This is a genomic window from Streptococcus oralis, from assembly GCF_001075675.1.
Classification (GTDB): domain Bacteria; phylum Bacillota; class Bacilli; order Lactobacillales; family Streptococcaceae; genus Streptococcus; species Streptococcus oralis_V.
Genome location: NZ_JUNW01000030.1, coordinates 14,767 through 38,793, shown reverse-complemented (window position 1 = coordinate 38,793; position 24,027 = coordinate 14,767). Strand labels below are relative to the sequence as shown.

Annotated in this window: 17 protein-coding genes; 15 read left to right on the top strand and 2 right to left on the bottom strand. The window is 41.2% G+C overall.

The genetic code is table 11. The features are described 5' to 3' along the window. The 15 genes from ADM50_RS04105 to ADM50_RS04035 form a co-directional block, all read left to right on the top strand. Window positions 1–343 (top strand): SIALI-17 repeat-containing surface protein (locus ADM50_RS04105; RefSeq protein ID WP_049484622.1); only part of this gene is annotated, 343 nt, incomplete at its 5' end. Window positions 344–468: 125 nt separating this feature from the next. Continuing rightward, entirely contained in the window at window positions 469–1,320 is an 852-nt protein-coding gene (locus ADM50_RS04100) for an NAD(P)H-hydrate dehydratase (RefSeq protein ID WP_049484621.1), read from the top strand. Between the two features lie 199 nt (window positions 1,321–1,519). Further along, window positions 1,520–4,009 (top strand): bifunctional DnaQ family exonuclease/ATP-dependent helicase, encoded by a 2,490-nt coding sequence (locus ADM50_RS04095; protein ID WP_049484627.1) that lies wholly within the window; start codon window positions 1,520–1,522, stop codon window positions 4,007–4,009. Between the two features lie 5 nt (window positions 4,010–4,014). Then, on the top strand, window positions 4,015–5,238 hold the full coding sequence (locus ADM50_RS04090) for an FtsW/RodA/SpoVE family cell cycle protein (RefSeq protein ID WP_049484620.1): 1,224 nt from the start codon (window positions 4,015–4,017) through the stop codon (window positions 5,236–5,238). Between the two features lie 10 nt (window positions 5,239–5,248). Then, entirely contained in the window at window positions 5,249–5,803 is a 555-nt protein-coding gene (locus tag ADM50_RS04085) for a DJ-1 family glyoxalase III (RefSeq protein WP_049484619.1), read from the top strand. 84 nt (window positions 5,804–5,887) lie between these two features. Beyond that, window positions 5,888–6,451: an HAD-IA family hydrolase gene (locus tag ADM50_RS04080; protein WP_049484626.1), complete on the top strand. Its 564-nt coding sequence runs from the start codon at window positions 5,888–5,890 to the stop codon at window positions 6,449–6,451. Between the two features lie 14 nt (window positions 6,452–6,465). Further along, window positions 6,466–8,412: a DNA topoisomerase (ATP-hydrolyzing) subunit B gene (gene gyrB, locus ADM50_RS04075; RefSeq protein WP_049484618.1), complete on the top strand. Its 1,947-nt coding sequence runs from the start codon at window positions 6,466–6,468 to the stop codon at window positions 8,410–8,412. A gap of 80 nt (window positions 8,413–8,492) precedes the next feature. Next, complete coding sequence (gene ezrA, locus ADM50_RS04070; RefSeq protein ID WP_049484617.1) at window positions 8,493–10,220, top strand: septation ring formation regulator EzrA; 1,728 nt, start codon at window positions 8,493–8,495, stop codon at window positions 10,218–10,220. Window positions 10,221–10,323: 103 nt separating this feature from the next. Next, window positions 10,324–11,715, top strand: a complete 1,392-nt coding sequence (gene pgdA, locus ADM50_RS04065) for a peptidoglycan-N-acetylglucosamine deacetylase PgdA (RefSeq protein WP_049484616.1) — start codon at window positions 10,324–10,326, stop codon at window positions 11,713–11,715. Between the two features lie 81 nt (window positions 11,716–11,796). Beyond that, window positions 11,797–12,639, top strand: a complete 843-nt coding sequence (locus ADM50_RS04060; protein ID WP_049484615.1) for an aldo/keto reductase — start codon at window positions 11,797–11,799, stop codon at window positions 12,637–12,639. Between the two features lie 289 nt (window positions 12,640–12,928). Then, window positions 12,929–17,440: a S8 family serine peptidase gene (locus ADM50_RS04055; RefSeq protein WP_049484614.1), complete on the top strand. Its 4,512-nt coding sequence runs from the start codon at window positions 12,929–12,931 to the stop codon at window positions 17,438–17,440. 320 nt (window positions 17,441–17,760) lie between these two features. Further along, the gene (locus tag ADM50_RS04050) at window positions 17,761–18,522 is read left to right on the top strand and encodes a hypothetical protein (RefSeq protein ID WP_000369584.1); all 762 of its coding nucleotides are present in this window, start codon (window positions 17,761–17,763) and stop codon (window positions 18,520–18,522) included. Between the two features lie 18 nt (window positions 18,523–18,540). After that, on the top strand, window positions 18,541–19,458 hold the full coding sequence (glyQ, locus tag ADM50_RS04045) for a glycine--tRNA ligase subunit alpha (protein ID WP_000038733.1): 918 nt from the start codon (window positions 18,541–18,543) through the stop codon (window positions 19,456–19,458). Window positions 19,459–19,718: 260 nt separating this feature from the next. Next, window positions 19,719–21,755, top strand: coding sequence for a glycine--tRNA ligase subunit beta (glyS, locus tag ADM50_RS04040; RefSeq protein ID WP_049478327.1), 2,037 nt, complete (start codon window positions 19,719–19,721; stop codon window positions 21,753–21,755). 41 nt (window positions 21,756–21,796) lie between these two features. Beyond that, entirely contained in the window at window positions 21,797–22,054 is a 258-nt protein-coding gene (locus tag ADM50_RS04035) for a DUF896 family protein (protein ID WP_049478328.1), read from the top strand. 84 nt (window positions 22,055–22,138) lie between these two features. Here ADM50_RS04035 and ADM50_RS04030 read toward each other — a convergent pair whose 3' ends face one another. Together ADM50_RS04030 and ADM50_RS04025 are read right to left on the bottom strand one after the other, a co-directional pair. Continuing rightward, window positions 22,139–23,383 carry an NAD(P)H-dependent oxidoreductase gene (locus ADM50_RS04030; RefSeq protein WP_049484613.1) on the bottom strand — a complete coding sequence of 415 codons (1,245 nt, stop codon included), beginning with the start codon at window positions 23,381–23,383 and terminating at the stop codon, window positions 22,139–22,141. Between the two features lie 17 nt (window positions 23,384–23,400). After that, entirely contained in the window at window positions 23,401–24,006 is a 606-nt protein-coding gene (locus tag ADM50_RS04025) for an NADPH-dependent FMN reductase (protein WP_000915931.1), read from the bottom strand. Window positions 24,007–24,027 lie beyond the last annotated feature (21 nt).

The window sequence follows — 24,027 nt, the reverse complement described above, 5'->3', positions numbered from 1 at the left end:
CCAGGTAGCGACAGTAGGCGACCAAGCAGCTCCAACAGTAGAGAAACCTGAGTTCAAGGGCGGTGTCAATGCTGTTATGGCACTGGTACATGAGCTTCCAGAATACACAGGTCCCTTATCAACAGTAGGCGACCAGGCAGCACCGACAGTAGAGAAACCAGAGTTCAAGCTAAGTTCGTTAGAAAAAACTCAGACTTCAGGAGCACCAGTTCAAATTGCCAAAGAAGACAAGAGATTGCCAGAAACTGGTGAGAAACAGTCAGAAACAGCTATTTTCTTGGCAAGTGTTGGACTAGCTCTATCTGCTATCTTTGTCGCAAAAAGTAAAAAAGAAATTAATTGACTTTGAAAAAAGAGATATTTCGTAGAGGGGCTTTGTCCCCTCTTTTTCTATATGAAGGAAGAGATTTATGTTTAAGATGCAAGGTCAATAAACTTTATAGTATAATGAATAGAGAGGAAAAAACGATGAAAGTGATTGATCAAGCCTTACTAGAAAAAGTCATTATTGAACGTTCTCGTACCAGTCATAAAGGAGACTATGGCCGTCTGCTCTTGCTTGGTGGGACCTATCCTTATGGGGGAGCTATCATCATGTCAGCTATTGCAGCTGTTAAAAGTGGGGCAGGTTTGGTGACTGTTGGCACAGATAAGGAGAATATTCTGGCTCTGCACAGTCATTTACCTGAGGCCATGGCATTTTCTCTTCAAGACCAGCAATTGTTAAAAGAGCAGTTGGAAAAGGCAGAAGTTGTCTTGTTAGGTCCGGGTTTGCGAGAGGATGCATTTGGAGAAGAACTCGTAAAACGGGTCTTTGACAGCCTTAGAAAAGACCAGATTTTGATTGCAGATGGCGGTGCTTTGGGCATCCTAGCAAAAGCTCATTTGACATTCCCATCTAGTCAGCTCATCCTAACCCCCCACCAAAAGGAATGGGAAAGACTGTCTGGTATAGTTCTTGACCATCAAAATAAAGAGACGACTGCTAGTGCTCTTTCAGCGTTTCCTCAAGGAACGATTCTTGTCGAGAAAGGTCCAGCGACTCGTATCTGGCAAGCTGGTCAGTCTGAATATTATCAGTTACAGGTTGGAGGTCCCTATCAAGCAACAGGTGGGATGGGAGATACTCTGGCTGGGATGATTGCAGGTTTTGCAGGTCAGTTTCACCAAGTCAGCCTCTATGAAAGAGTGGTGGTGGCGACTTACCTTCATTCAGCTATCGCGCAAGAACTTGCTCAAGAAAACTACCTTGTCTTGCCAACTGAAATTAGCAAGCTACTTCCGAAAACAATGAAAAAAATATCTCAAAAAGGCAGCTAATATCTTGGTTGTCTTTTTATGTTGATGTAGCTTTGTTGATAAAGTTTTCAAATACCTCAGAACCAGCGACCAACTGCTGAACTTGCGTGAAATTCTCTCTTTTAAGGTCTTGATTTTTACTCAAACTCGCAAGGAAAGCGAGATTGTTATCAAAGTTGAGGGGTGTCAAATCATGCTTTTTTTGATATAATTTTTAATGATGAATGCAAGAAATGATCGGTATGTGGTCGTTGATTTAGAGGCGACCAGCACCGGAAGCAAGGCAAAAATTATTCAAGTAGGCATTGTGGTGATTGAGAATGGTGAAATCATCGATCAGTATGCGACTGATGTCAATCCCCATGAACCCTTGGATTCTCATATCAAAGAATTAACGGGTCTGACCGATCAGCGTTTGGCTGCGGCACCAGAGTTTTCTCAGGTGGCCGGAAAAATTTTTGAATTGGTTAAGGACGGTATTTTTGTTGCGCACAATGTACAGTTTGATGCCAACCTTCTTGCGGAATTTCTCTTTTTTGAAGGATATGAATTGCGCACACCGCGAGTGGATACAGTTGAGCTTGCCCAAGTTTTGTATCCGCAGTTTGAAAAGTATAACTTAGGTATCCTTTGTCAAGAGCTGGGCATTGAGCTGGAACATGCCCATACTGCCCTGTCAGATGCTCAGGCAACAGCTGAACTCTTGCTCTACATGCGTCAAAAACTTTTTGAGCTACCTAAAGGGCTTTTAGAAAGCTTGTTAGACCTTGCAGCCAACCTTCTCTATGAAAGTTATCTGGTGATTGAAGAGGTCTATCAGCAACAATCTCTCTTGTCTTCGCCAGACTTGATGGAACTTCATGGGCTTTTCCTGAGAAAGGAAAGCAAAGGCTTAGTCCCACGAAAGTTATCCAAAGATTTTGCTAAAAATATTTCTTTATTGGGGCTGGAGGACCGTCCGCAACAGCTGGATTTTGCGGAGAAGATTGAGCAATTATTGGAAGAACACCAGACATCCTTTATCCAAGCTCAAACGGGACTGGGCAAGACTTATGGTTATCTCCTCCCTGCTTTGAACTTGGAGAGTCAAACAGGTATCCTAGTGAGTGTTCCGACCAAAATTCTTCAAAATCAAATCATGCAAGAAGAAGGTCAGCGCTTAAAAGAGGTCTTCCATCTGGAGATTCATAGTCTCAAGGGGCCTCAAAATTACTTGAAATTGGATGCCTTTCACCGAGTCCTCCATCGACCGGAGTCCAATCGCCTTTTCACACGTTTTAAAATGCAACTGCTCATCTGGTTAACAGAGACAGAGACTGGTGACTTGGACGAAATCGGGCAGCTTTATCGCTACCAGCACTTTCTGCCGGAACTAGTCCACGATGGTAAGCTTTCAAAGAAAAGTTTATTTGCTACAGAGGATTTTTGGAAACGAGGGCAGGAAAAGGCCAAGACCAGTCGCGTTCTCTTGACTAATCATGCCTATCTGGTCACTCGTTTGGAAGACAATCCAGAGTTTGTTGACAACCGTTTGGTAATTTTGGATGAAGCTCAAAAAATGCTGCTAGCCCTTGAAAATCTAGCCCAGCAGGCTTATCGCCTTGAGGAACTTGTAACCCAGCTTGATAAGTCCATAGAGTCAGAGGAAGATTTGGTTCAGAAACGCTTGCTTGAGAGTATCGGATTTGAATGTCGTTACTTGATGGAGCACTATCAGTCAGGTCTGAAGAATGGAAAGTGGTTGGATTCTCTCGAACACTTGCGCCAGCATTTTTCGGAGTTAGCTCTCCCAGAGTATCGAGAACTTGCAAACTTTTTCACCTCGGACCATGAATTTTGGCTTGCTCCAGCAGAGAAATCGAGCAAGGATGTCCTGATTTGTTCAAGCAAAAACGGTCGCTTTATACTAGCAGACTTATTGCCAGAAGATTGTAAACTTCTAGGAGTATCTGCCACTCTTGAAATCAGCAATCGGGTTTCCCTAGCAGATTTACTGGGATTTCCAGATGCGCCACTTGTTAGGCTTGATGTAGCAAAGCAGAACCAACAAGAAGTCTTTTTAATCAATGACTTTCCTCTCGTGACAGATGTTTCGCCTTTTGACTATGCGAGTGAAGTGGCTTCTGTCATCCGACGTTTACAAGCATTTCAAGAACCCTTATTGGTCTTGTTTACCTCAAAAGAGATGTTACTGGCAGTTTCGGACCTACTAGACCAACCTCATCTGGCTCAGTATAAAAATGGGGAACCAAGACAACTGAAAAAACGTTTTGAAAAAGGTGAACGCCAAATCTTGCTTGGAACAGGTAGTTTCTGGGAAGGAGTTGATTTTTCAACCCATCCTTGCGTGATTCAAGTGATTCCGAGATTGCCTTTCCAAAATCCCCAAGAACCGTTAACCAAAAAATTAAACCAAGAACTGCGTCAAGAAGGGAAAAATCCTTTCTATGATTATCAGTTGCCGATGGCGATCATTCGGCTAAAACAAGCCTTGGGTCGTACTGTTAGACGGCCTGACCAAGGTTCGGTTGCTGTAATCCTAGACAGTCGTGTCGTCAGCAAGCGCTATGGCAAACAAATTTCCCAAACCTTGTCAAAAGAAAGAAAGGTTCGGGTCCTTGCTAGAGAACAGCTAGAGTCTGCAGTAGCAGATTTTCTACAATCTCGTCGCAATAGAATGAAAGAAAAATCCAAGAAAGAGAAAAGGTAAAAAATATGAAACGTTCCTTCGACTCTCGAGTCGACTATAGTCTTCTTCTACCAGTATTTTGTCTACTGGTGATTGGAGTAGTGGCTATTTATATAGCAGTTAGCCATGACTATCCAAATAATGTATTACCAATTCTAGGCCAGCAAATCGCTTGGATTGCCTTGGGTCTTGTCATTGGATTTGTGGTCATGTTCTTTAATACCGAGTTTTTATGGAAGGTGACTCCCTATCTTTATGGTCTAGGGCTAGCTTTGATGGTCCTACCTCTTGTTTTTTACAATCCGAGTTTGGTAGCTTCTACGGGTGCTAAAAACTGGGTGTCAATTGGAGGGACAACACTTTTTCAACCATCTGAGTTCATGAAGATTTCCTATATCTTGATGTTGGCTCGAGTCATTGTGCAATTCACTCAAAAGCACAAGGAGTGGCGCCGAACCATCCCTTTGGATTTCCTGCTGATTATTTGGATGATTGGCTTTACTATCCCAGTGCTGGTCCTTTTAGCCCTACAAAGTGACTTGGGGACTGCCTTGGTCTTTGTAGCTATTTTTGCAGGTATGGTTCTCCTTTCAGGGGTTTCGTGGAAGATTATCATTCCAGTTTTTGTTACAGGAGTAACTGCAGTAGCAGGCTTTCTAGTAATTTTTATCAGTAAAGATGGACGTGCTTTCTTGCACCAGATTGGGATGCCGACCTACCAGATTAACCGTATTTTGGCTTGGCTCAATCCCTTTGACTTCGCGCAAACAACAACTTACCAACAGGCTCAGGGCCAGATTGCTATTGGAAGTGGTGGCTTGTTTGGACAAGGTTTCAATGTGTCCAATCTCCTCATTCCAGTACGTGAGAGTGATATGATTTTCACCGTAATTGCGGAAGATTTTGGCTTCATAGGATCAGTCTTTGTCATTGCATTGTACTTACTTCTTATCTATCGGATGTTGAAGATTACGCTCAGATCAAATAACCAGTTCTATACCTATATTTCGACTGGCTTTATCATGATGTTGCTCTTCCATATCTTTGAAAATATTGGCGCAGTGACTGGCTTGCTTCCTCTGACAGGGATTCCTCTGCCTTTCATTTCTCAAGGGGGGTCCGCAATTATTAGTAACCTCATCGGAGTCGGTCTCCTCTTGTCTATGAGTTACCAGACCAATCTAGCCGAAGAAAAGAGTGGGAAAATTTCATTCAAACGAAAAAAAGTCATCCTAAAACAAATCAAATAAGGAGGTCACTATGGCAAAAGTAGCAGTTATCTTAGCTCAGGGTTTTGAAGAAATTGAAGCCTTGACAGTAGTCGATGTCTTGCGTCGAGCAAACATTTCATGTGATATGGTAGGATTTGAGGAGCAGGTGACAGGATCACATGACATTCAGGTAACAGCCGATCGTGTCTTTGATGGTGATTTATCCGACTATGACTTGCTCGTTCTTCCAGGTGGCATGCCTGGATCAGCAAATCTACGGGATAATCAAGCCCTTATTTCAGAGATTCAAGCCTTTAATCAAGAGGGAAAGAAGATTTCGGCTATCTGCGCAGCCCCAATCGCCCTCCATCAAGCGGGTGTTTTAAAAGACAAGCACTTTACCTGTTATGACGGTGTTCAGGAGCAAATTACTGACGGGATTTACCAAAAGCAAACAGTGGTTGTGGATGGCAATCTAACAACTAGCCGAGGACCGTCAACTGCCCTTGCCTTTGCCTATGAGTTGGTAGAGCAGTTGGGAGGAGATGCTGAAAGTTTACGAGTCGGCATGCTCTATCGAGATGTCTTTGGAAATCAACAGTAAAACGAGAGGCGAACTCTCGTTTTTTACTTGGAAAAATCTAGGAAATCATCGCTTTTTTCATAAAAAAATGGTATAATGAAGGGTATGAAATATCACGACTACATATGGGATTTAGGTGGTACCCTATTGGATAATTATGAGACTTCTACAGCAGCCTTTGTAGAAACCTTGGCCCAATATGGAATTGAGCAAGAACACGACCGTGTTTACGAAGCCTTGAAGGTTTCGACAGCTTTTGCCATTGAGAAGTTTGCCCCAGATATCGAGGATTTTTTAGAGCACTACAAAGAAAATGAAGCGCGTGAGCTAGAGCACCCAGTTTTGTTTGAGGGAATTCCAGACTTACTCAAAGACATCTCTGACAAGGGTGGTCGCCATTTCTTGGTTTCTCATCGAAATGACCAAGTTCTGGAACTTCTTTCTAAGACCAAGATAGCTAACTACTTCACCGAAGTAGTGACTGCCAGTTCAGGTTTTAAACGAAAACCAGATCCTGAGTCCATGATTTATTTACGTGGTAAATATCATATTACATCCGGTTTGGTCATTGGTGATAGAAATATTGATGTAGAAGCAGGTAAAGCTGCAGGCCTAGATGCCTATCTTTTTGACAATGTTGCAACATTGAGACCAGCAATAGACATGTAAGAAAAAGGAAAAAAATGACAGAAGAAATCAAAAACCAACAGGCACAGGATTATGATGCCAGTCAAATTCAAGTTTTAGAAGGTCTGGAAGCCGTTCGTATGCGTCCAGGTATGTATATCGGATCGACTGCAAAAGAGGGTCTTCACCACCTAGTCTGGGAAATTGTTGATAACTCTATTGACGAGGCCTTGGCTGGATTTGCTAGTCATATCCAAGTCTTTATCGAACCTGATGATTCTATTACCGTTGTGGATGACGGTCGTGGAATTCCTGTTGATATTCAGGAAAAAACAGGACGTCCCGCTGTTGAGACTGTCTTTACAGTTCTTCACGCTGGAGGAAAATTCGGCGGTGGCGGATACAAGGTTTCAGGTGGATTGCACGGTGTAGGTTCATCAGTAGTAAACGCCCTCTCAACTCAACTAGATGTTCATGTCCATAAAAACGGTAAGATTCATTACCAAGAATACCGTCGTGGTCATGTTGTTGCTGATCTTGAGGTGGTTGGAGATACGGATAAAACGGGAACAACAGTTCACTTCACACCAGATCCAGAGATTTTTACAGAAACAACAACTTTTGACTTTGAAAAATTAAACAAACGTATTCAAGAACTAGCCTTTTTGAACCGAGGCCTTCGAATCTCCATCACAGATAAGCGTGAAGGTCTCGAACAGACTAAACATTACCACTATGAGGGTGGGATTGCTAGCTACGTTGAATATATCAACGAGAACAAGGATGTGATCTTTGATACACCAATCTACACAGACGGTGAGATGGATGATATCACAGTTGAAGTAGCCATGCAGTACACAACCGGTTACCACGAAAACGTCATGAGTTTCGCCAATAACATTCACACCCATGAAGGTGGTACGCATGAGCAAGGTTTCCGTACGGCTCTGACACGTGTTATCAATGACTATGCCCGCAAGAATAAACTACTAAAAGACAATGAAGATAACCTAACAGGGGAAGATGTCCGTGAAGGCTTGACTGCAGTTATCTCAGTTAAGCATCCAAACCCGCAGTTTGAAGGACAAACCAAGACCAAACTGGGGAATAGTGAAGTAGTCAAGATTACCAATCGCCTCTTCAGCGACGCCTTCTCTGATTTTCTCATGGAAAATCCACAGATTGCTAAGCGTATCGTGGAAAAAGGGATTTTGGCTGCCAAGGCTCGTGTAGCTGCAAAGCGTGCGCGTGAAGTCACACGCAAGAAATCTGGTTTGGAAATTTCCAATTTGCCAGGAAAACTAGCAGACTGTTCTTCGAACAACCCAGCTGAAACCGAACTCTTCATCGTCGAAGGAGACTCAGCTGGTGGATCAGCCAAATCTGGTCGTAACCGTGAGTTCCAGGCTATCCTTCCAATTCGTGGTAAGATCTTGAACGTTGAAAAAGCTAGCATGGATAAAATCCTTGCAAACGAAGAAATTCGAAGTCTTTTCACAGCCATGGGAACAGGATTTGGTGCAGAATTTGATGTCACTAAGGCTCGTTACCAAAAACTCGTTTTGATGACCGATGCCGATGTTGATGGAGCCCACATTCGAACACTCCTGCTAACCTTGATTTACCGCTATATGAAACCAATCTTAGAGGCTGGTTATGTCTACATTGCCCAACCACCGATTTATGGGGTTAAAGTTGGAAGTGAGATCAAAGAATACATTCAACCTGGTGCAGATCAAGAAATTAAACTCCAAGAAGCCTTAGCACGTCACAGTGAAGGGCGTTCAAAACCAACCATCCAACGTTATAAAGGTTTGGGAGAAATGGATGACCACCAATTGTGGGAAACAACCATGGATCCTGAACATCGCTTGATGGCGCGTGTTTCGGTAGATGATGCTGCCGAAGCAGATAAGATCTTTGATATGTTGATGGGGGATCGAGTAGAACCTCGTCGCGAATTTATCGAAGAAAACGCTGTTTACAGTACACTTGACGTCTAAAAAATGTGGGAAATAGTTCCCTTGGTTTAAAAAATATGATATAATCATTACGATTGTTTCTAGTATAAAAGGAGTTTGATATGTCTAATGGACAACTAATTTATCTAATGGTTGCGATTGCAGTCATTCTGATCTTAGCTTATGTAACAGCCATCTTTTTACGTAAGCGTAATGTAAGCAGATTAACGGCCCTTGAAGAAAGAAAAGAAGAACTCTACAACCTTCCTGTAAATGATGAGGTTGAAGCCGTTAAAAACATGCACTTGATTGGTCAAAGTCAGGTGACCTTCCGTGAATGGAATCAAAAATGGGTTGATTTATCTCTGAACTCATTTGCTGATATTGAAAACCATCTCTTTGAAGCTGAAAGCTACAACAATTCTTTCCGTTTCTTTAAAGCAACACACAAAATTGATCAAATTGAGAGCCAAATCGACTTGATCGAAGAAGACATTGCAGCTATTCGAAATGCCCTCTCAGAACTTGAAAAACAAGAATCAAAAAACAGTGGTCGTGTCTTGCACGCTTTGGACTTGTTTGAAACACTCCAGCACACTGTTGCAGAAAACTCAGAAAAATATGGAAAAGCCCTTCCTGAGATTGAGAAACAATTGGAAAACATCCAATCAGAATTTTCTCAATTTGTTACCTTGAACTCATCAGGTGACCCAGTTGAAGCTGCGGCTATTCTAGATGCTACTGAAAACCATATTCTTGCTTTAACTCATATCGTTGATCGTATTCCGGCTCTAGTTGAAACATTGACAAAGGAACTGCCAGAACAATTAGCAGATTTGGAAGAAGGCTATCGCAAGCTGTTGGATGCCAACTACCACTTTACAGAAACAGATATCGAGTCTCGTTTCCAACTTTTGCATGAGTCTTTGAAAAATAATCAAGAAAATATTCGTCAGTTGGAATTGGACAATGCAGAGTATGAAAATAATCGCATTCAAGAAGAAATCAACGCACTTTATGATATCTTCACTCGTGAAATTGCAGCTCAAAAAGTAGTTGAAAGTCTTCTTGCTACATTACCAACTTATCTCAACCACTTGAAAGAAAATAATCAGGTGCTTGTTCAAGACCTTGAACGCTTGACTAAAATCTACCTTCTTCCTGAAAGTGATGGTAATCATGTTCGTCGTCTTCAAGCAGAATTGGCTGCACTTGATACGGCAATCATGGAAGTGACAGAGGATCAAGGTGAGTCAACACAAGCCTACTCTGCTCTTGAAGAACAGTTGGAAATGCTTCAAAGCAACCTCAAGGATATAGAGGATGAGCAAATCTCTGTTAGCGAACGACTTGCGCAAATTGAAAAAGACGACCTCAATGCTCGCCAAAAAGCAAATGTCTATGTGAACCGTTTGCATACTATCAAACGTTACATGGAGAAGAGAAACTTGCCAGGTATTCCTCAAAGTTTCTTGAAACTTTTCTTTACTGCAAGTCATAACACAGAAGATTTGATGGCTGAGTTAGAACAACCGCAAGTGAATATTGAATCGGTTAAACGAATTCTTGAAATTGCAACAAATGATATGGAAGCACTTGAAACAGAAACCTATGATATCGTTCAATATGCAACCTTGACGGAGCAACTGCTCCAATACTCAAACCGTTACCGTTCATTTGATGAGCGTATCCAAGAGGCCTTCAACGAAGCGCTTGAAATTTTTGAAAAAGAGTTTGACTATCAGGCATCATTTGAAAAAATTTCACAAGCCTTGGAAGTTGCTGAACCAGGAGTTACAAACCGTTTTGTAACTTCATATGAGAAAACACGTGAAGCGATTCGTTTTTAAAAATAGAAGCTTAGAAGATTTCTAAGCTTTTTTATTTTCCTAAAAAAAGACAGAATCCCTGTTTATCATTGAAATAATAGCCTCGATTTGATATGATGGAAATATGAAAAAAAATAGAGCGAAACGTGTTTCTCACGATAAAACGAGAAGGCTATTGCTTTCCCTTGTTGGAATCTTAGGAATTGCTACGATTCTATTAGGGAGTGCTATTGCTTATAAGCTACTACAAAAACAATCTTACGAACAAAAAATTGAAGCGCTGAAGAGCGAAAAGGACCAGCAATTCAACTCTGGTAGTCAGAAGGACCATTTCCGAAAAGGCCAAGCTGAGGTGATTGCCTACTACCCTCTGCAAGGAGAAGAAGTCATTGCGTCTGTTAGAGAAAAAATCAACCAGGATATCAAAGAAAAGCTGGAAGATAAAGAGGATTTGGTCTTTTATTATACCGAGCAGTTGGACCCCGTCTTAAAGGGAGTTGTTGCTCGTAATATCAGCAAGCAAGTCTATGATTTGTCTGCATTAAAGGTTGAAGAAAAAGAAAAGACTTCCTTAGGGAAAATTTTCTTGACTGAAGATGGGAAAGATTTTGACCTCAGTAGACTTTTCAAAGATGCAAGCAAGGCTAAGGAACTCTTACTGACTCAAATCAAATCAACTCTAGAAGATAAGAAACTTGACCAGGCAAAAATTGATCAAGTTATAAAGAGCTTCACAGACCAAGAATTGACATCTTGGAGCTTTGATTATAAGGATAGTCAAATCATCCTTTATCCTGCTAATCCAGGTGAGACTCTGGAGGAAATTGCCTTACCAATATCCAGTTTCTTTGATGTATTGGAATCCTCTTATCTATTAGAAAAGGATGCTGAACTTTACCAAGCATACTTTGCTAAGAAAAACAAAAAAGTTGTAGCCTTGACCTTTGACGATGGTCCAAATCCTACTACAACCACGCAAGCTTTGGATGCTTTAGCTAAATATGGTGTAAAAGCAACCTTCTTTGTACTTGGTAAAAACATTGCAGGTAATGAAAATCTTCTAAAACGAATGAAATCAGAAGGTCATGTTGTAGGAAACCACAGCTGGAGTCATCCCGTTCTTTCACAACTTTCGCTCGAAGATGCTAAAAAACAAATCACTGATACAGAAGATTTGTTAACTCAAGTTTTAGGATCAAGCTCTAAACTGATGCGCCCACCTTATGGTGCCATCACTGATGATATTCGAAACGGCCTTGATTTAAGCTTCATCATGTGGGACGTGGATAGTTTGGACTGGAAGAGTAAAAATGAGACAGCCATTTTGACAGAGATTCAACGTCAGGTTCGCAATGGTTCCATCATCCTCATGCATGATATCCATGGTCCTTCTGTTAATTCTCTACCAAGTGTTATTGAGTATTTAAAGGGTGAAGGGTATACATTTGTGACCGTTCCTGAATTGCTCAATTCTCGCTTAAAAGCTCACGAGATCTATTACGATCGTGATCAATAATTGTTAAAATCTAAAGGAGCAAGTGTTCTGATAATCAGGGTTTTGTTTCTTTAGATTTTCTTCACATAGAAAGGAAAAACGATGAAATCTTACAACCTTAATAATGGAGTTTCAATCCCTGTACTAGGATTTGGAACATGGAAAGCTGAAAATGGAGAGGTAGCCTACCAAGCCGTTTTAGAAGCCTTAAAGGCTGGCTATCGTCATATTGATACTGCAGCTATCTATAAAAATGAGGAGAGCGTTGGACGTGCTATTCGAGATAGCGGTATTCCAAGACAAGAAATTTTTGTAACGACCAAACTCTGGAATACTAATCACAGCTATGATGAAGCTCGCCAAGCATTTGAAGAATCAATGGAAAAACTGGGATTGGATTATCTAGATTTGTACCTTATCCATTGGCCAAATCCAAAACCTTTAAGAGAAAATGACGAATGGAAAACTCGCAATGCTGAAGTCTGGAGAGCGATGGAGGACCTTTACCAAGAAGGCAAAATCCGTGCTATCGGCGTTAGTAATTTCCTTCCCCATCATTTGGATGCCTTGCTTGAGACAGCAAGAGTCATTCCAGCGGTCAATCAGGTGCGCTTGGCACCAGGAGTTTATCAAGAGGAAGTGGTTGACTACTGTAGAGAGAAAGGAATTCTCTTAGAGGCTTGGGGACCTTTTGGCCAAGGAGAGTTGTTTGAACAGAAAGAAGTCCAAGAAATTGCTGATAAGCATGGGAAATCAGTGGCTCAAATCGCCTTGGCTTGGAGTTTGGCAGAAGGTTTCTTACCTCTACCTAAGTCCGTAACAGCCTCTCGCATCCAGAGCAATCTCGACTGTTTTGGGATTGAACTCAGCAGAGACGAGCGAGAAGTCTTAAAGACAATTTCAGTGACTTCGGGTGCACCTCGTGTGGATGAGATGGATTTTTAGTTTGTAAAATCTATTTATACCGAAATAACAAAGACTAGGAATTTTAAATCCTAGTCTTTTTGTGTATAAAAAATCTAAATTGTTTGTATAATGAAATAATTTTATGGATTGAAATATAGGAACGAATTTAGAAAGTATTGGTTTGATAGAACAAATAACACGAATGATAAAATTAAATAAACAAAATATATACGTAAATATTACATTTTTGTGACAATTCAGATTTTTATGAAAATTTATGATTATTTGCGTTATAATAGGTATACTTTAAAGAAAAAGGAGATTATTTATGAATAGACGACAACGTTTTTCATTAAGGAAATACAAATTTGGTCTTGCTTCAGTTTTATTGGGAACTGCATTGGTTTTTGGAGCAAGTCAAGTCAGTGCCAATGAGCAGAGTACAGGTGAAAATCAAGCTCAAACTCAGGAAATTAAGACAGAGCTAAAAGACGATAAACACTCAAACTCTGCGACTGACCAAACCAATACTAATGGGATTGCACCAGTAGTTGGAGAGAAACAAGAAGCTGAAACTTCTAAAGAGGATGCTAGTAAACAAGATGCTAAGGTAGAAGCTCCGGTTGATAAAACTGCTGAAACCCAAGAATCAGGAAAAGATAGCGCAGTTGCAAATGAAGAGAATCAAGGTGTCGTCCAAAAAGAAACAACAGTCGCTACCAGTACAGCGCCTGCTACTGAGAAGGCTTCTAACATAGAGAACAAAGAGGCTCAAGCAACGACAGCTCCTAAAACTACTGGAGAAACAGCAACTACTGAAAAAGAACAAGAAAAAGCTGAGTCTGCAAAACCCAATAGTCTTTCAAGCAATGATATCATCACAGTACCGAAAACTTGGAAGGCTGGTTACAAGGGAACAGGGACCGTTGTTGCCATTATTGACTCTGGACTTGATTTGAATCATGAGGTACTTCGAATTTCGGATCCGTCAAAAGCAAAATTTAAAAACAAGGAAGCCATTGAAGCAGCTAAAAAGGCTGCTGGAATCGATTACGGTAAATGGTATAGCGATAAGGTTGTCTATGCCTATGACTACTTTGACGGAACAGATAAGATCAAAGAAGCAGAAAGAACTTCTCATGGGATGCACGTAACAGGGATTGCGGCTGGAAACCCTGATAAAGAAGCACCAAATGGTGAAAAGGTCTATGGTGTTGCGCCAGAAGCTCAAGTCATGTTTATGCGTGTCTTTTCAGATCGCCAAAAGACGACCAGTTCTGCTCTTTATGTAAAGGCGATTGATGACGCGGTTGCCTTGGGAGCAGATGCCATTAATATGAGTTTAGGCTCTAGCACTGGTTCTATGGTAGATGCTGGTTCCGATATCGTGGATGCCATCAAACGAGCTCGTGCCAAGGGAGTATCTGTTCTTATCTCAGCAGGAAATAGCAATACATTCGGAAATGGTTATTCAAAACCGCTAGCCGAAAACCCAGACTATGGCTTGGTTGGAAATCCATCCACTGTTGAAGACTCAATTTCAGTTGCTTCTGTCAACAACAAAACATTGACAACAGCGGTTTTTGAAGTTAAAGGTCTAGAGGGAAATGCCGGCCTTCATAACGGAAAATTTGATTATAATCAACCTGAAGCAGATAAGGACTTTGAAAAAGGAAAAGAGTACGAATACGTCGAAGCAGGGTTAGGTCGTGAAGAAGACTTTGCGAAGTTGGATTTAACTGGGAAACTTGCCCTCATTCAGCGTGGAGCCATGAACTTTTCAGAGAAGATCAAAAATGCACGAAAACACGGTGCAGTTGGTGCATTGATCTACAATAATGTAGAAGGTGCAAACATCAATATGGCTATTGATGATGAAGCAAAGAAAATTCCTTCTGTATTTATTTCTAAACAGTATGGTGAGGCCTTAAAATCAGGAAACTACAAGATTGTTTTTAATGACAAGATGGATAATCGTCCTTCTGATGTAGCGAATCAGCTATCTGACTTTTCAAGTTGGGGAGTGACCACCGATGGACAATTGAAACCAGACGTAACAGCTCCTGGCGGCAATATCTACTCATCCTTTAATGACAATACCTATGGTAGTATCAGCGGAACCAGTATGGCGGCTCCTCACGTTACGGGTGTTGCAGTTCTGGTTAAGGAATACCTTCAAAAACACCATCCAGAATTGACTCCTGAGCAAGTATCAGAGACTGTCAAGGCCTTAATCATGTCAACTGCAAAACCACATGTTAATAAGGATACAGGCACTTATACCTCTCCTCGTCAGCAAGGTTCTGGTATTGTGGATACAGTTGCTGCAGTGTCAACAGATCTCTATGTAACGGGTGAAAATGGTTATCCAAGTGTGACTTTAGGAAATGTTGGAGATCAATTTACTTTCAAGGTTACTGTACACAATATTTCAGATACTGACCGTACTCTCAAGATGGTAGTGAATACCAATACAGACGAAGTCCAAGATGGGAAATTCACCCTTCGACCTCGAAAACTAACGGAGACAGTCTGGCCTGAAGTGACGGTCAAAGCCCACAGCAGTCAAACAGTCACTGTTAAAGTGGATGCTCGAAAATTTGCTGCTGAACTCAGCAAACAAATGCCAAATGGCTATTTCCTTGAAGGGTTTGTTCGATTTGTAGATCCAGCAGATGATGGGGATATTGTGAGTCTTGCATTTATGGGCTTCCGAGGTGAATTCCAAAATCTCCCCGCTGTCGAAAAACCAATTTACAACCTTGTTCGAGAAGGGAAAAACGGATTTTACACGGAAGTAGACAAGGAAAATCCTGCCGTTAACTACTCTAATGATGCCACCTATCTCGCAACCTTGCAAAATGACCTTCTAGTTTCTCAAGGTCAACGCCAAGGACGACGAGTTACCGTTCTTGGAATCGAACAAAATGCTGAAGGTAAGCATGTTCTTCAGTTGGACGAAAAAGGGAATGTCCGTATTGCTATTTCTCCAAACGATGATGGAAACAAAGACCTGGTTGAATACAAAACGGTTGCTTTGAGAAATCTTGTAAATCTTAGGGCTACAGTTTATGCGGCTACGGATACCAAACATGAACATCCTATTTGGGAGGGAGATGCAAAGGATCTGCGTAAGAATTATTTTGATGGAGACAGTAGAAATCTGAAAAGCTATATTCTAGATAATACTGCTTGGAGAGGTCAGGATTTTGATGGCAATACCGTTGCAGATGGTTTATATGACTATGTTATCAGTTATACACCAGACGTTCCAGGTACCAAAGAACAATACACAACCTTTAAAATTCAAATTGATACTCAAAAACCAGTCATCACGAGCGGTTATATTCGCTTTAAAGATGGAAATCAAGAATTCGTAGCTCGTAAACCAAAAGATGTTGGTCAAGGTGGTATTCTTTCAGAAAAAGTTTTCTATATCACACCATTTAACCACAAAGGGACCATGGTTCTAACTGGAAAGGACCAGTCTGGAACGCGTGCGTTTGAAAATACCCATCTGATTAAGGCCAATGCTGATGGTAGTTATACACTTCCTAAGGATGTTGACAAGGCTAATATTTACTATCTTGTAGAGGACTATGCAGGAAATGTCGACTATATCTCGCTTGCCGAACTTGTGCGCGATCAAAATAGTGGTCGAGTGAAAATCGCCTTGAAGGATGCGAAAACAAACCAAGATATTGATACCCTATACGTCTATCGAATCAAAAATAGCAAGGGACAATATGTCGATGTTGACAAGTCAAAAGCGATTCATTTCTTACAGTTTGGTCATTATACGGCAGAAATTTTCAGTTATGACCGAACAGAATTGAAGTTTATCAGTGCCTTGTCCCAAGAGTTTGACCTGACGGAAGAAAACAGTTTCCAAACTATTACCTTCCTAGCAAATCTCCTAGAGTATGCTCCGGTATCTGTTTCCTTCAATCAAGCCGTTCCAAAGACGACTACAGTGGTTCTGAAAGGAGAAGATGGGACAAGGATCACTCTTCCTGCTGAAAAATATGGTCAATACGCCTTCGGCAAGAAAGTTGCTATAGGTCGTTATACTGTAGAGATCGGCTTACCGACTGGATATGAACTCCTTGAAGATCTCGTTTCCTTGCTCGTTCAGCCAGGTCGAAATAATGCTTTGCGTCTATCTGTTGTGTCTAAGTTGGCCTTGATTGCTGCGGTAAATCAACAAAAAGAACTGGTAGAAACGTCTCGCTACTTTAATAGTAGTGCAGATAAGAGAAAAACTTATGACCAAGCTTTCCAAGTTGCGCAGTCAGCCTTGTCAAGCAAGTTGAAGCAAGAATTGATTGATGGCGTTCTCGCTAGTCTTGAGGCTGCTGGTAAAGCTTTGGATGGAAAAGATTCGAACGTTACAGCCTTGAAAGAAGCTATGAAAGCTTACTATGCAACGACTAAAACTGGACGATATGCGAATGCCAAGGAAAAAGTACGTCGAGCTTATGATCGTGCCTTCCAAGAAATTGCTTTACTAGCTGTAGATCCTAAAGTCAAACAGGATCAAATTGACCAATCTCTCATTGCCCTAGCAACAGCTAAAAGCAAACTAAATGGCAAAGCTACTGACTTCTCTAGTCTGAAGAAACTGGTCAAAGATGAACGCCTTTTTCAAGAAAAAAACGCGAGATTTATCTATGCTGACAAGAAAGAAAAAGCAGCTTATCTTTTAACTTTTAAAGAGGCACAGGAACTCCTTAAAGATCCAGGAGCGAGCCAAGAAGATGTCAAAGATGCAATTACAGCATTGAAACAAGCCAAGAGAAATTTACATGGCAAAAAACCAAAAGCGAAAAGACATCCTTAAATAGGACTTTCTGAAGCTTTACTATTAAATGAGTCTGGAACTTTGTTTTCAGACTCATTTTTGGTTTACACTGGCTAGAAAATCTGCTATAATACTAGCTAGGAAAGAAAGTCTTATGGCGTTCTTCAGCGAGCTTGGGATAGTGGGAGCCAAGTAGGACAAGGTAAGAAACTGGCGCTTTCTGTCGTATTTTTATAAACAATGAAGTAATAAATTAGGGTGGAACCGCGTTTCAGACGCCCCTAGGTTAAATCAACCTAGGATTGTCGGATGCGGTTCTTTTGTTTATTCAGCCTATGTGTGTAAAAGAAAGGAGAGTCGTGGATAACCTTTATCTTGTAAAAGATGATAGCCAACTAGTTGCATTTCGTGATTTTGTATTAAGAAATACTGAAAAGTTGGAGGCTTATCAATCTTTTTTAAAGAATGAACTTGCAGTCTACGATTTACCGCAAGCCATCATTTGGTCAGGTTTTAATGCTGCTACACAGATTATTAGGGAAATTCCTGTTCCTGCCTATACAAATAATAGACGAATGGTTATGACGCCTGATTTAACTGTTTGGAAAGAGCTGTATTTGTATCAGTTGATGGACTACGAGTGTTCTCAGCAAACTCAAGCAATAGAAAGTCACTATCATTCTTTATCTGAAAATTTCCTCTTACAGATTGTAGGACATGAGTTAGCTCATTGGTCGGAGCATTTTTCAGATGATTTTGATGGTTACGACTCTTACATCTGGTTTGAAGAAGGGATGGTTGAATATATTAGTCGCAAGTATTTCTTGACAGAAGAGGAATTTCAAGCGGAAAAAATTTGTAATCAATCTCTCGTAGAACTTTATCAGAAGAAGTATGGTTGGCATTCATTGAATGATTTTGGTTCCTCTACTTATGATAAGAACTATGCAAGTATTTTTTACGAATACTGGCGTAGTTTTTTGACAATAGATAAGTTGGTAGAAAATCTAGGTAGTGTACAAGCGGTCTTCGATTCTTATCATCTATGGGCAAACACAGATAAAACTCTTCCCTTGTTAAATTGGTTTGTTCAGCAGAAATTAATTGAAAAAGAAATATAAAAACTAAAGGAGTATTCAATGTCTAAGAAATTAACATTTCAAGAAATTATTTTGACTTTGCAACAATTTTGGAATGACCAAGGTTGTATGCTCATGCAGGCTTACGATAATGAGAAAGGTGCGGGGACCATGAGTCCTTACACTTTCCTTCGTGCTATCGGACCTGAGCCATGGAATGCGGCTTATGTAGAGCCATCACGCCGTCCTGCTGATGGTCGTTATGGAGAAAATCCTAACCGTCTTTACCAACACCACCAATTCCAAGTGGTTATGAAGCCTTCTCCATCAAACATCCAAGAACTTTACCTTGAGTCTTTGGAAAAATTGGGCATCAATCCATTGGAACACGATATTCGCTTCGTTGAGGATAACTGGGAAAATCCATCGACTGGATCTGCAGGTCTCGGTTGGGAAGTTTGGCTTGATGGGATGGAAATCACTCAGTTCACTTATTTCCAACAAGTTGGTGGATTGGCAACGGGCCCTGTGACTGCGGAAGTTACCTATGGTTTGGAGCGTTTGGCTTCTTACATCCAAGAAGTAGACTCTGTCTATGATATTGAGTGGGCTGATGGTGTAAAATACGGAGAAATCTTTATCCAGCCTGAGTATGAGCACTCAAAATATTCATTTGAAATTTCTGACCAAGAGATGTTGCTGGAAAACTTTGATAAGTTTGAAAAAGAAGCAGGACGCGCTTTGGAAGAAGGCTTGGTTCACCCTGCCTATGACTATGTTCTCAAATGTTCACACACCTTTAACCTACTTGATGCGCGTGGTGCCGTATCTGTAACGGAGCGCGCAGGCTATATCGCCCGTATCCGTAACCTGGCCCGTGTCGTAGCCAAAACCTTTGTTGCAGAACGCAAACGCCTAGGCTACCCACTTTTGGATGAAGCAACACGAGCTAAACTCCTAGCAGAAGACGCAGAATAGTAAGTAATACTGTGCTCTAAAATCGTTAAAGGCAAGTCGAAGACTTGCTAGAGGGCTATGCACCGCTGTACTGTTATGTGGGGATTTTTGAAACCTTAGGTTCAAAAATCAGTCAGCTAAATCCACTTTGATGAGACTGTTGGAAATCTTAGTTTATTTGGTATAAGATTTCCTTACAGACTCACAAAAGTTAGTTAGCGACATCCCCAGTACCTAAGGGGCATATCAAAAAAGATTGAAGAAAATGTAAAGGAAAAAACATGACAAAAAACTTATTAGTAGAACTCGGTCTTGAAGAGTTACCAGCCTATGTGGTAACTCCAAGTGAAAAACAACTAGGTGAAAAAATGGCAGCCTTCCTCAAAGAAAATCGTCTTTCCTTTGAAGCCATTCAAACCTTCTCAACACCACGTCGTTTGGCTGTTCGTGTGACTGGGCTTGCAGACAAGCAATCTGATTTGACAGAAGATTTCAAGGGTCCAGCAAAGAAAATTGCCTTGGATAGTGCTGGAAACTTCACCAAAGCAGCTCAAGGATTTGTCCGTGGGAAAGGCTTGACAGTTGAAGATATTGAATTCCGTGAAATCAAGGGTGAAGAATATGTCTATGTTACCAAGGAAGAAGTGGGGCAACCAGTTGAAGCCATTGTTCCAGGTGTAGTAGACGTCTTGAAGTCACTGACATTCCCTGTCAGCATGCACTGGGCTAACAACACCTTTGAATATATCCGCCCTGTACACACTTTGACTGTTCTTTTAGATGAAGAAGAGTTTGACTTGGATTTCCTTGATATCAAGGGCGGTCGTGTGAGTCGCGGCCATCGTTTCTTGGGGCAAGAAACTAAGATTCAGTCAGCATTGAGCTATGAAGAAGACCTTCGTAAACAATTTGTAATTGCGGATCCTCGTGAACGTGAGCAAATGATTGTTGACCAAATTAAAGCCATCGAAGCTGAACATGGTGTACGTATCGAAATTGATGCGGACTTGCTGAATGAAGTCTTGAACTTAGTTGAATACCCAACTGCCTTCATGGGAAGTTTTGATGCCAAATACCTTGAAGTTCCAGAAGAAGTTTTGGTAACTTCGATGAAAGAACACCAACGTTATTTTGTTGTTCGTAATCAAGATGGTAAACTCTTGCCAAACTTCATTTCTGTTCGTAACGGAAACGCAGAGCATTTGGAAAATGTTATCAAGGGTAATGAAAAAGTCTTAGTTGCACGCTTGGAAGACGGAGAATTCTTCTGGCGTGAAGACCAAAAATTGGTGATTTCTGACCTTGTTGAAAAATTAAACAACGTCACCTTCCACGAAAAGATTGGTTCTCTTCGTGAACACATGATTCGTACTGGTCAGATTGCTATTCTCTTGGCAGAAAAAGCTGGCTTGTCAGTGGATGAAACAGTTGACCTAGCGCGTGCAGCAGCCATTTACAAGTTTGACTTGTTGACGGGTATGGTTGGTGAGTTTGATGAACTCCAAGGTATTATGGGTGAAAAATATGCCCTCCTTGCTGGGGAAACGCCAGCAGTCGCAGCAGCCATTCGTGAACACTACATGCCGACATCTGCTGACGGAGAACTTCCAGAGAGCAAGGTTGGGGCAGTTCTAGCCATTGCAGATAAATTGGATACGATTTTGAGTTTCTTCTCAGTAGGTTTGATTCCATCAGGTTCTAATGATCCTTATGCTCTTCGTCGTGCGACTCAAGGTGTAGTTCGTATCTTGGATGCTTTTGGTTGGCACATTGCTATGGATGAGCTGATCGATAGCCTTTATGCTTTGAAATTTGACAGCTTGACTTATGAAAATAAAGCAGAGGTTATGGACTTTATTAAGGCTCGTGTTGATAAGATGATGGGTTCTACTCCAAAAGACATTAAGGAGGCAGTCCTTGCAAGTTCGAACTTTGTCGTGGCGGATATGTTGGAAGCAGCAAGTGCTCTTGTAGAAGCAAGCAAAGAAGAAAACTTCAAATCGTCTGTCGAATCCCTGTCACGTGCTTTCAACTTGGCTGAAAAAGCCGAAGGAACTGACACGGTTGATCCTGCTCTCTTTGAGAATGAAGAAGAGAAAGCCTTGGCAGAAGTAGTAGAATCACTCGTTTTGTCAGGAACTGCAAGCCAGCAATTAGAACAACTCTTTGCGCTTAGCCCAGTTATTGATGCTTTCTTTGAAAATACCATGGTAATGGCTGAAGATCAGACTGTTCGACAAAATCGTTTGGCAATCTTGTCACAACTAACCAAGAAAGCAGCTAAGCTCGCTCGTTTTAACCAAATCAATACGAAATAAACTCAGTCGAACGGACTGTATCTTATTACAAAGGAGAAGAAATGGATCCGAAAAAAATCGCTCGTATCAATGAGCTTGCAAAAAAGAAAAAAACAGAAGGTTTAACTTCTGCTGAAAAAGTGGAACAAGCTAAACTTCGTGAGGAGTATATCGAAGGCTATCGTCGTTCTGTTCGTCACCACATTGAAGGAATCAAAGTTGTGGACGAGGAAGGAAATGACGTTACACCAGAAAAACTACGCCAGGTACAACGTGAAAAAGGTTTGCACGGCCGTAGTCTTGATGATCCAAATTCATAAAATTCAAGGGTTTTGTAGATGATCTACAAAACCCTTTTTTGTTATTAACAAAAAAGAAGGAGCCACTAGGCTCCTTTTGATTTCTTAGTTGCTTGCGCCAGAAGTAGCGTCTGCGCCACCACCGTGGCCTCCAGCATCCCCTGAATCAGAAGCGCCAGAAGTAGCATCAGCGTCTCCATGACCTCCAGCTGCAGGAGCAAATGGTCCGCTACCACCCACCAAACGTTGACCAGTCTCTTTTAGGTACCAGTCAAGCCATGGTTGGAAGTTAAAGACAATTTCATTGATTCCAGCGTATGATCCATCAGGATAGTACATTGCTTGGTAGTTGTGGGTGTTGATGACACCTGCAGGAGAACCTGGAACGATCGTACGAACGTATTCTTGGTTTCCGTTGCGAAGTGTTCCGATAACCCACTCTACATTCTTCATGCGTGCTGGCGGAAGAGAACCATGAACAGTTGACATACGGCTACCTGATTGAGGTGGTACACGTTTAGCAAACATGGTGTCTGGATCTTGGTGAGCGTTGTTGTAGTAGAGGAATTGGTTGTTGTCATCAGCGTATGTCAATTCAAATGGCATAGCTTTCAAGAACATATCGATTTGGTTAACTGTCAGGATACCGTGGTCCAATTTGACATAGGTATCACCAGAAACAGCTCCAGTGATTGCTGCAACTTTTTCTACCCATTCTGGATCGTCAGGATCAACTTCTGTAATGGTTGTAGCAATTGGTCTTCCACAATCCAAGTCTTCTGGTTCGATTGGTTTTGGTTTTTTCAATTTCGAAACGACTCCTACGTATTTTACAAAGTTATCTAAGCAAGTTTCAAGGAATTTAACAGTTCCTTCGTTGGTGATGTTTCCATTGTTATCAAAAGCTTCCTTAGCTTTACCAAGAAGGAATTCATTTCCTGGAAGTGTGTAGGCATTGACACCTGGAGCGTCAAGGATCTTACGAAGGTGAACTTGGGCACGTGAAGTTCCTTGGTCATAGTATGATGCACCCACAATCATAACAGGCTTGTTTTCAAATGGATGAACTTCGTATGAAAGCCATTCAAGTACAGATTTGAGTGAAGCTGAGATAGTGTGGTTGTGCTCAGGAGTAGCGATAATGACACCATCAGCACGTGTAATCTTGTTATACAAGAAACGCAATTGGAAGCTTTCGTCCCATTTTTCGTCTTGGTTAAACATTGGAACTTCGTCGATTTCAAGAACTTCTAATTCAAATTTGAATTTGAAATTGCGACGGATAAATTCCAAGAGTTTGAGGTTATATGATTGATCGTAGTTTGATCCTACAAGTCCAACAAATTTCATTCTTTCGGTCTCCTATCTTACAAATTTTCCCAGTCGAATTCTTCAGCATCTTTGCGAAGCAATTCTTGTGCATTACGCAATTTCTCAGTAATCTTCACAAAGATACGGAAGTCATCAAAGATGGCATCCAATTTCTTGATGACATCAAGGTCAACCAAGTCACCACTTGGGTTAAATGCTTGAAGAGAGTGAGAAAGCAAGAATTCATCTGGTAGAACATTTGCCTTAATTTCAGGAGCGTTCAAGATTTGACGAAGTTGCAATTGGGCACGAGATGAACCAAGAGTTCCGTAGGAAGCACCAGTGATCATGATTGGTTTGTTCAAAAGTGGGTAGATACCGTAAGATAGCCAAGCAAGAGCGCTCATCAAAACTGCAGGGATAGAGTGGTCGTACTCAGGGGTACCGATGATGACACCATCAGATGCTTCAATTTTAGCTGCAATTTCAAGAATGTCAGCAGGAAGTTGCTTATCTGCTGGTTTGTTGAAAACAGGGATATCCTTGATTTCAACAAGTTCGATTTCAGCTTTATCCGCAAAGTGTTTTTGCATGTATTGGAGCAATTGGCGGTTTGTAGAACGTTTAGAGTTCGTTCCAACAATGGCAATAAGTTTTAGCATGAGATTTCCTTTCTCTTTTTA

Bases quoted from the DNA above. Each gene is read 5' to 3' on its own strand.
- glyQ (WP_000038733.1), top strand. From the start codon at position 18,541: ATGTCTAAGAAATTAACATTTCAAGAAATTATTTTGACTTTGCAACAA.
- ADM50_RS04025 (WP_000915931.1), bottom strand. From the start codon at position 24,006: ATGCTAAAACTTATTGCCATTGTTGGAACGAACTCTAAACGTTCTACA.
- ADM50_RS04085 (WP_049484619.1), top strand. From the start codon at position 5,249: ATGGCAAAAGTAGCAGTTATCTTAGCTCAGGGTTTTGAAGAAATTGAA.
- ADM50_RS04030 (WP_049484613.1), bottom strand. From the start codon at position 23,383: ATGAAATTTGTTGGACTTGTAGGATCAAACTACGATCAATCATATAAC.
- ezrA (WP_049484617.1), top strand. From the start codon at position 8,493: ATGTCTAATGGACAACTAATTTATCTAATGGTTGCGATTGCAGTCATT.
- glyS (WP_049478327.1), top strand. From the start codon at position 19,719: ATGACAAAAAACTTATTAGTAGAACTCGGTCTTGAAGAGTTACCAGCC.
- ADM50_RS04035 (WP_049478328.1), top strand. From the start codon at position 21,797: ATGGATCCGAAAAAAATCGCTCGTATCAATGAGCTTGCAAAAAAGAAA.
- ADM50_RS04100 (WP_049484621.1), top strand. From the start codon at position 469: ATGAAAGTGATTGATCAAGCCTTACTAGAAAAAGTCATTATTGAACGT.
- ADM50_RS04060 (WP_049484615.1), top strand. From the start codon at position 11,797: ATGAAATCTTACAACCTTAATAATGGAGTTTCAATCCCTGTACTAGGA.
- ADM50_RS04055 (WP_049484614.1), top strand. From the start codon at position 12,929: ATGAATAGACGACAACGTTTTTCATTAAGGAAATACAAATTTGGTCTT.
- ADM50_RS04090 (WP_049484620.1), top strand. From the start codon at position 4,015: ATGAAACGTTCCTTCGACTCTCGAGTCGACTATAGTCTTCTTCTACCA.
- ADM50_RS04080 (WP_049484626.1), top strand. From the start codon at position 5,888: ATGAAATATCACGACTACATATGGGATTTAGGTGGTACCCTATTGGAT.
- gyrB (WP_049484618.1), top strand. From the start codon at position 6,466: ATGACAGAAGAAATCAAAAACCAACAGGCACAGGATTATGATGCCAGT.
- pgdA (WP_049484616.1), top strand. From the start codon at position 10,324: ATGAAAAAAAATAGAGCGAAACGTGTTTCTCACGATAAAACGAGAAGG.
- ADM50_RS04095 (WP_049484627.1), top strand. From the start codon at position 1,520: ATGAATGCAAGAAATGATCGGTATGTGGTCGTTGATTTAGAGGCGACC.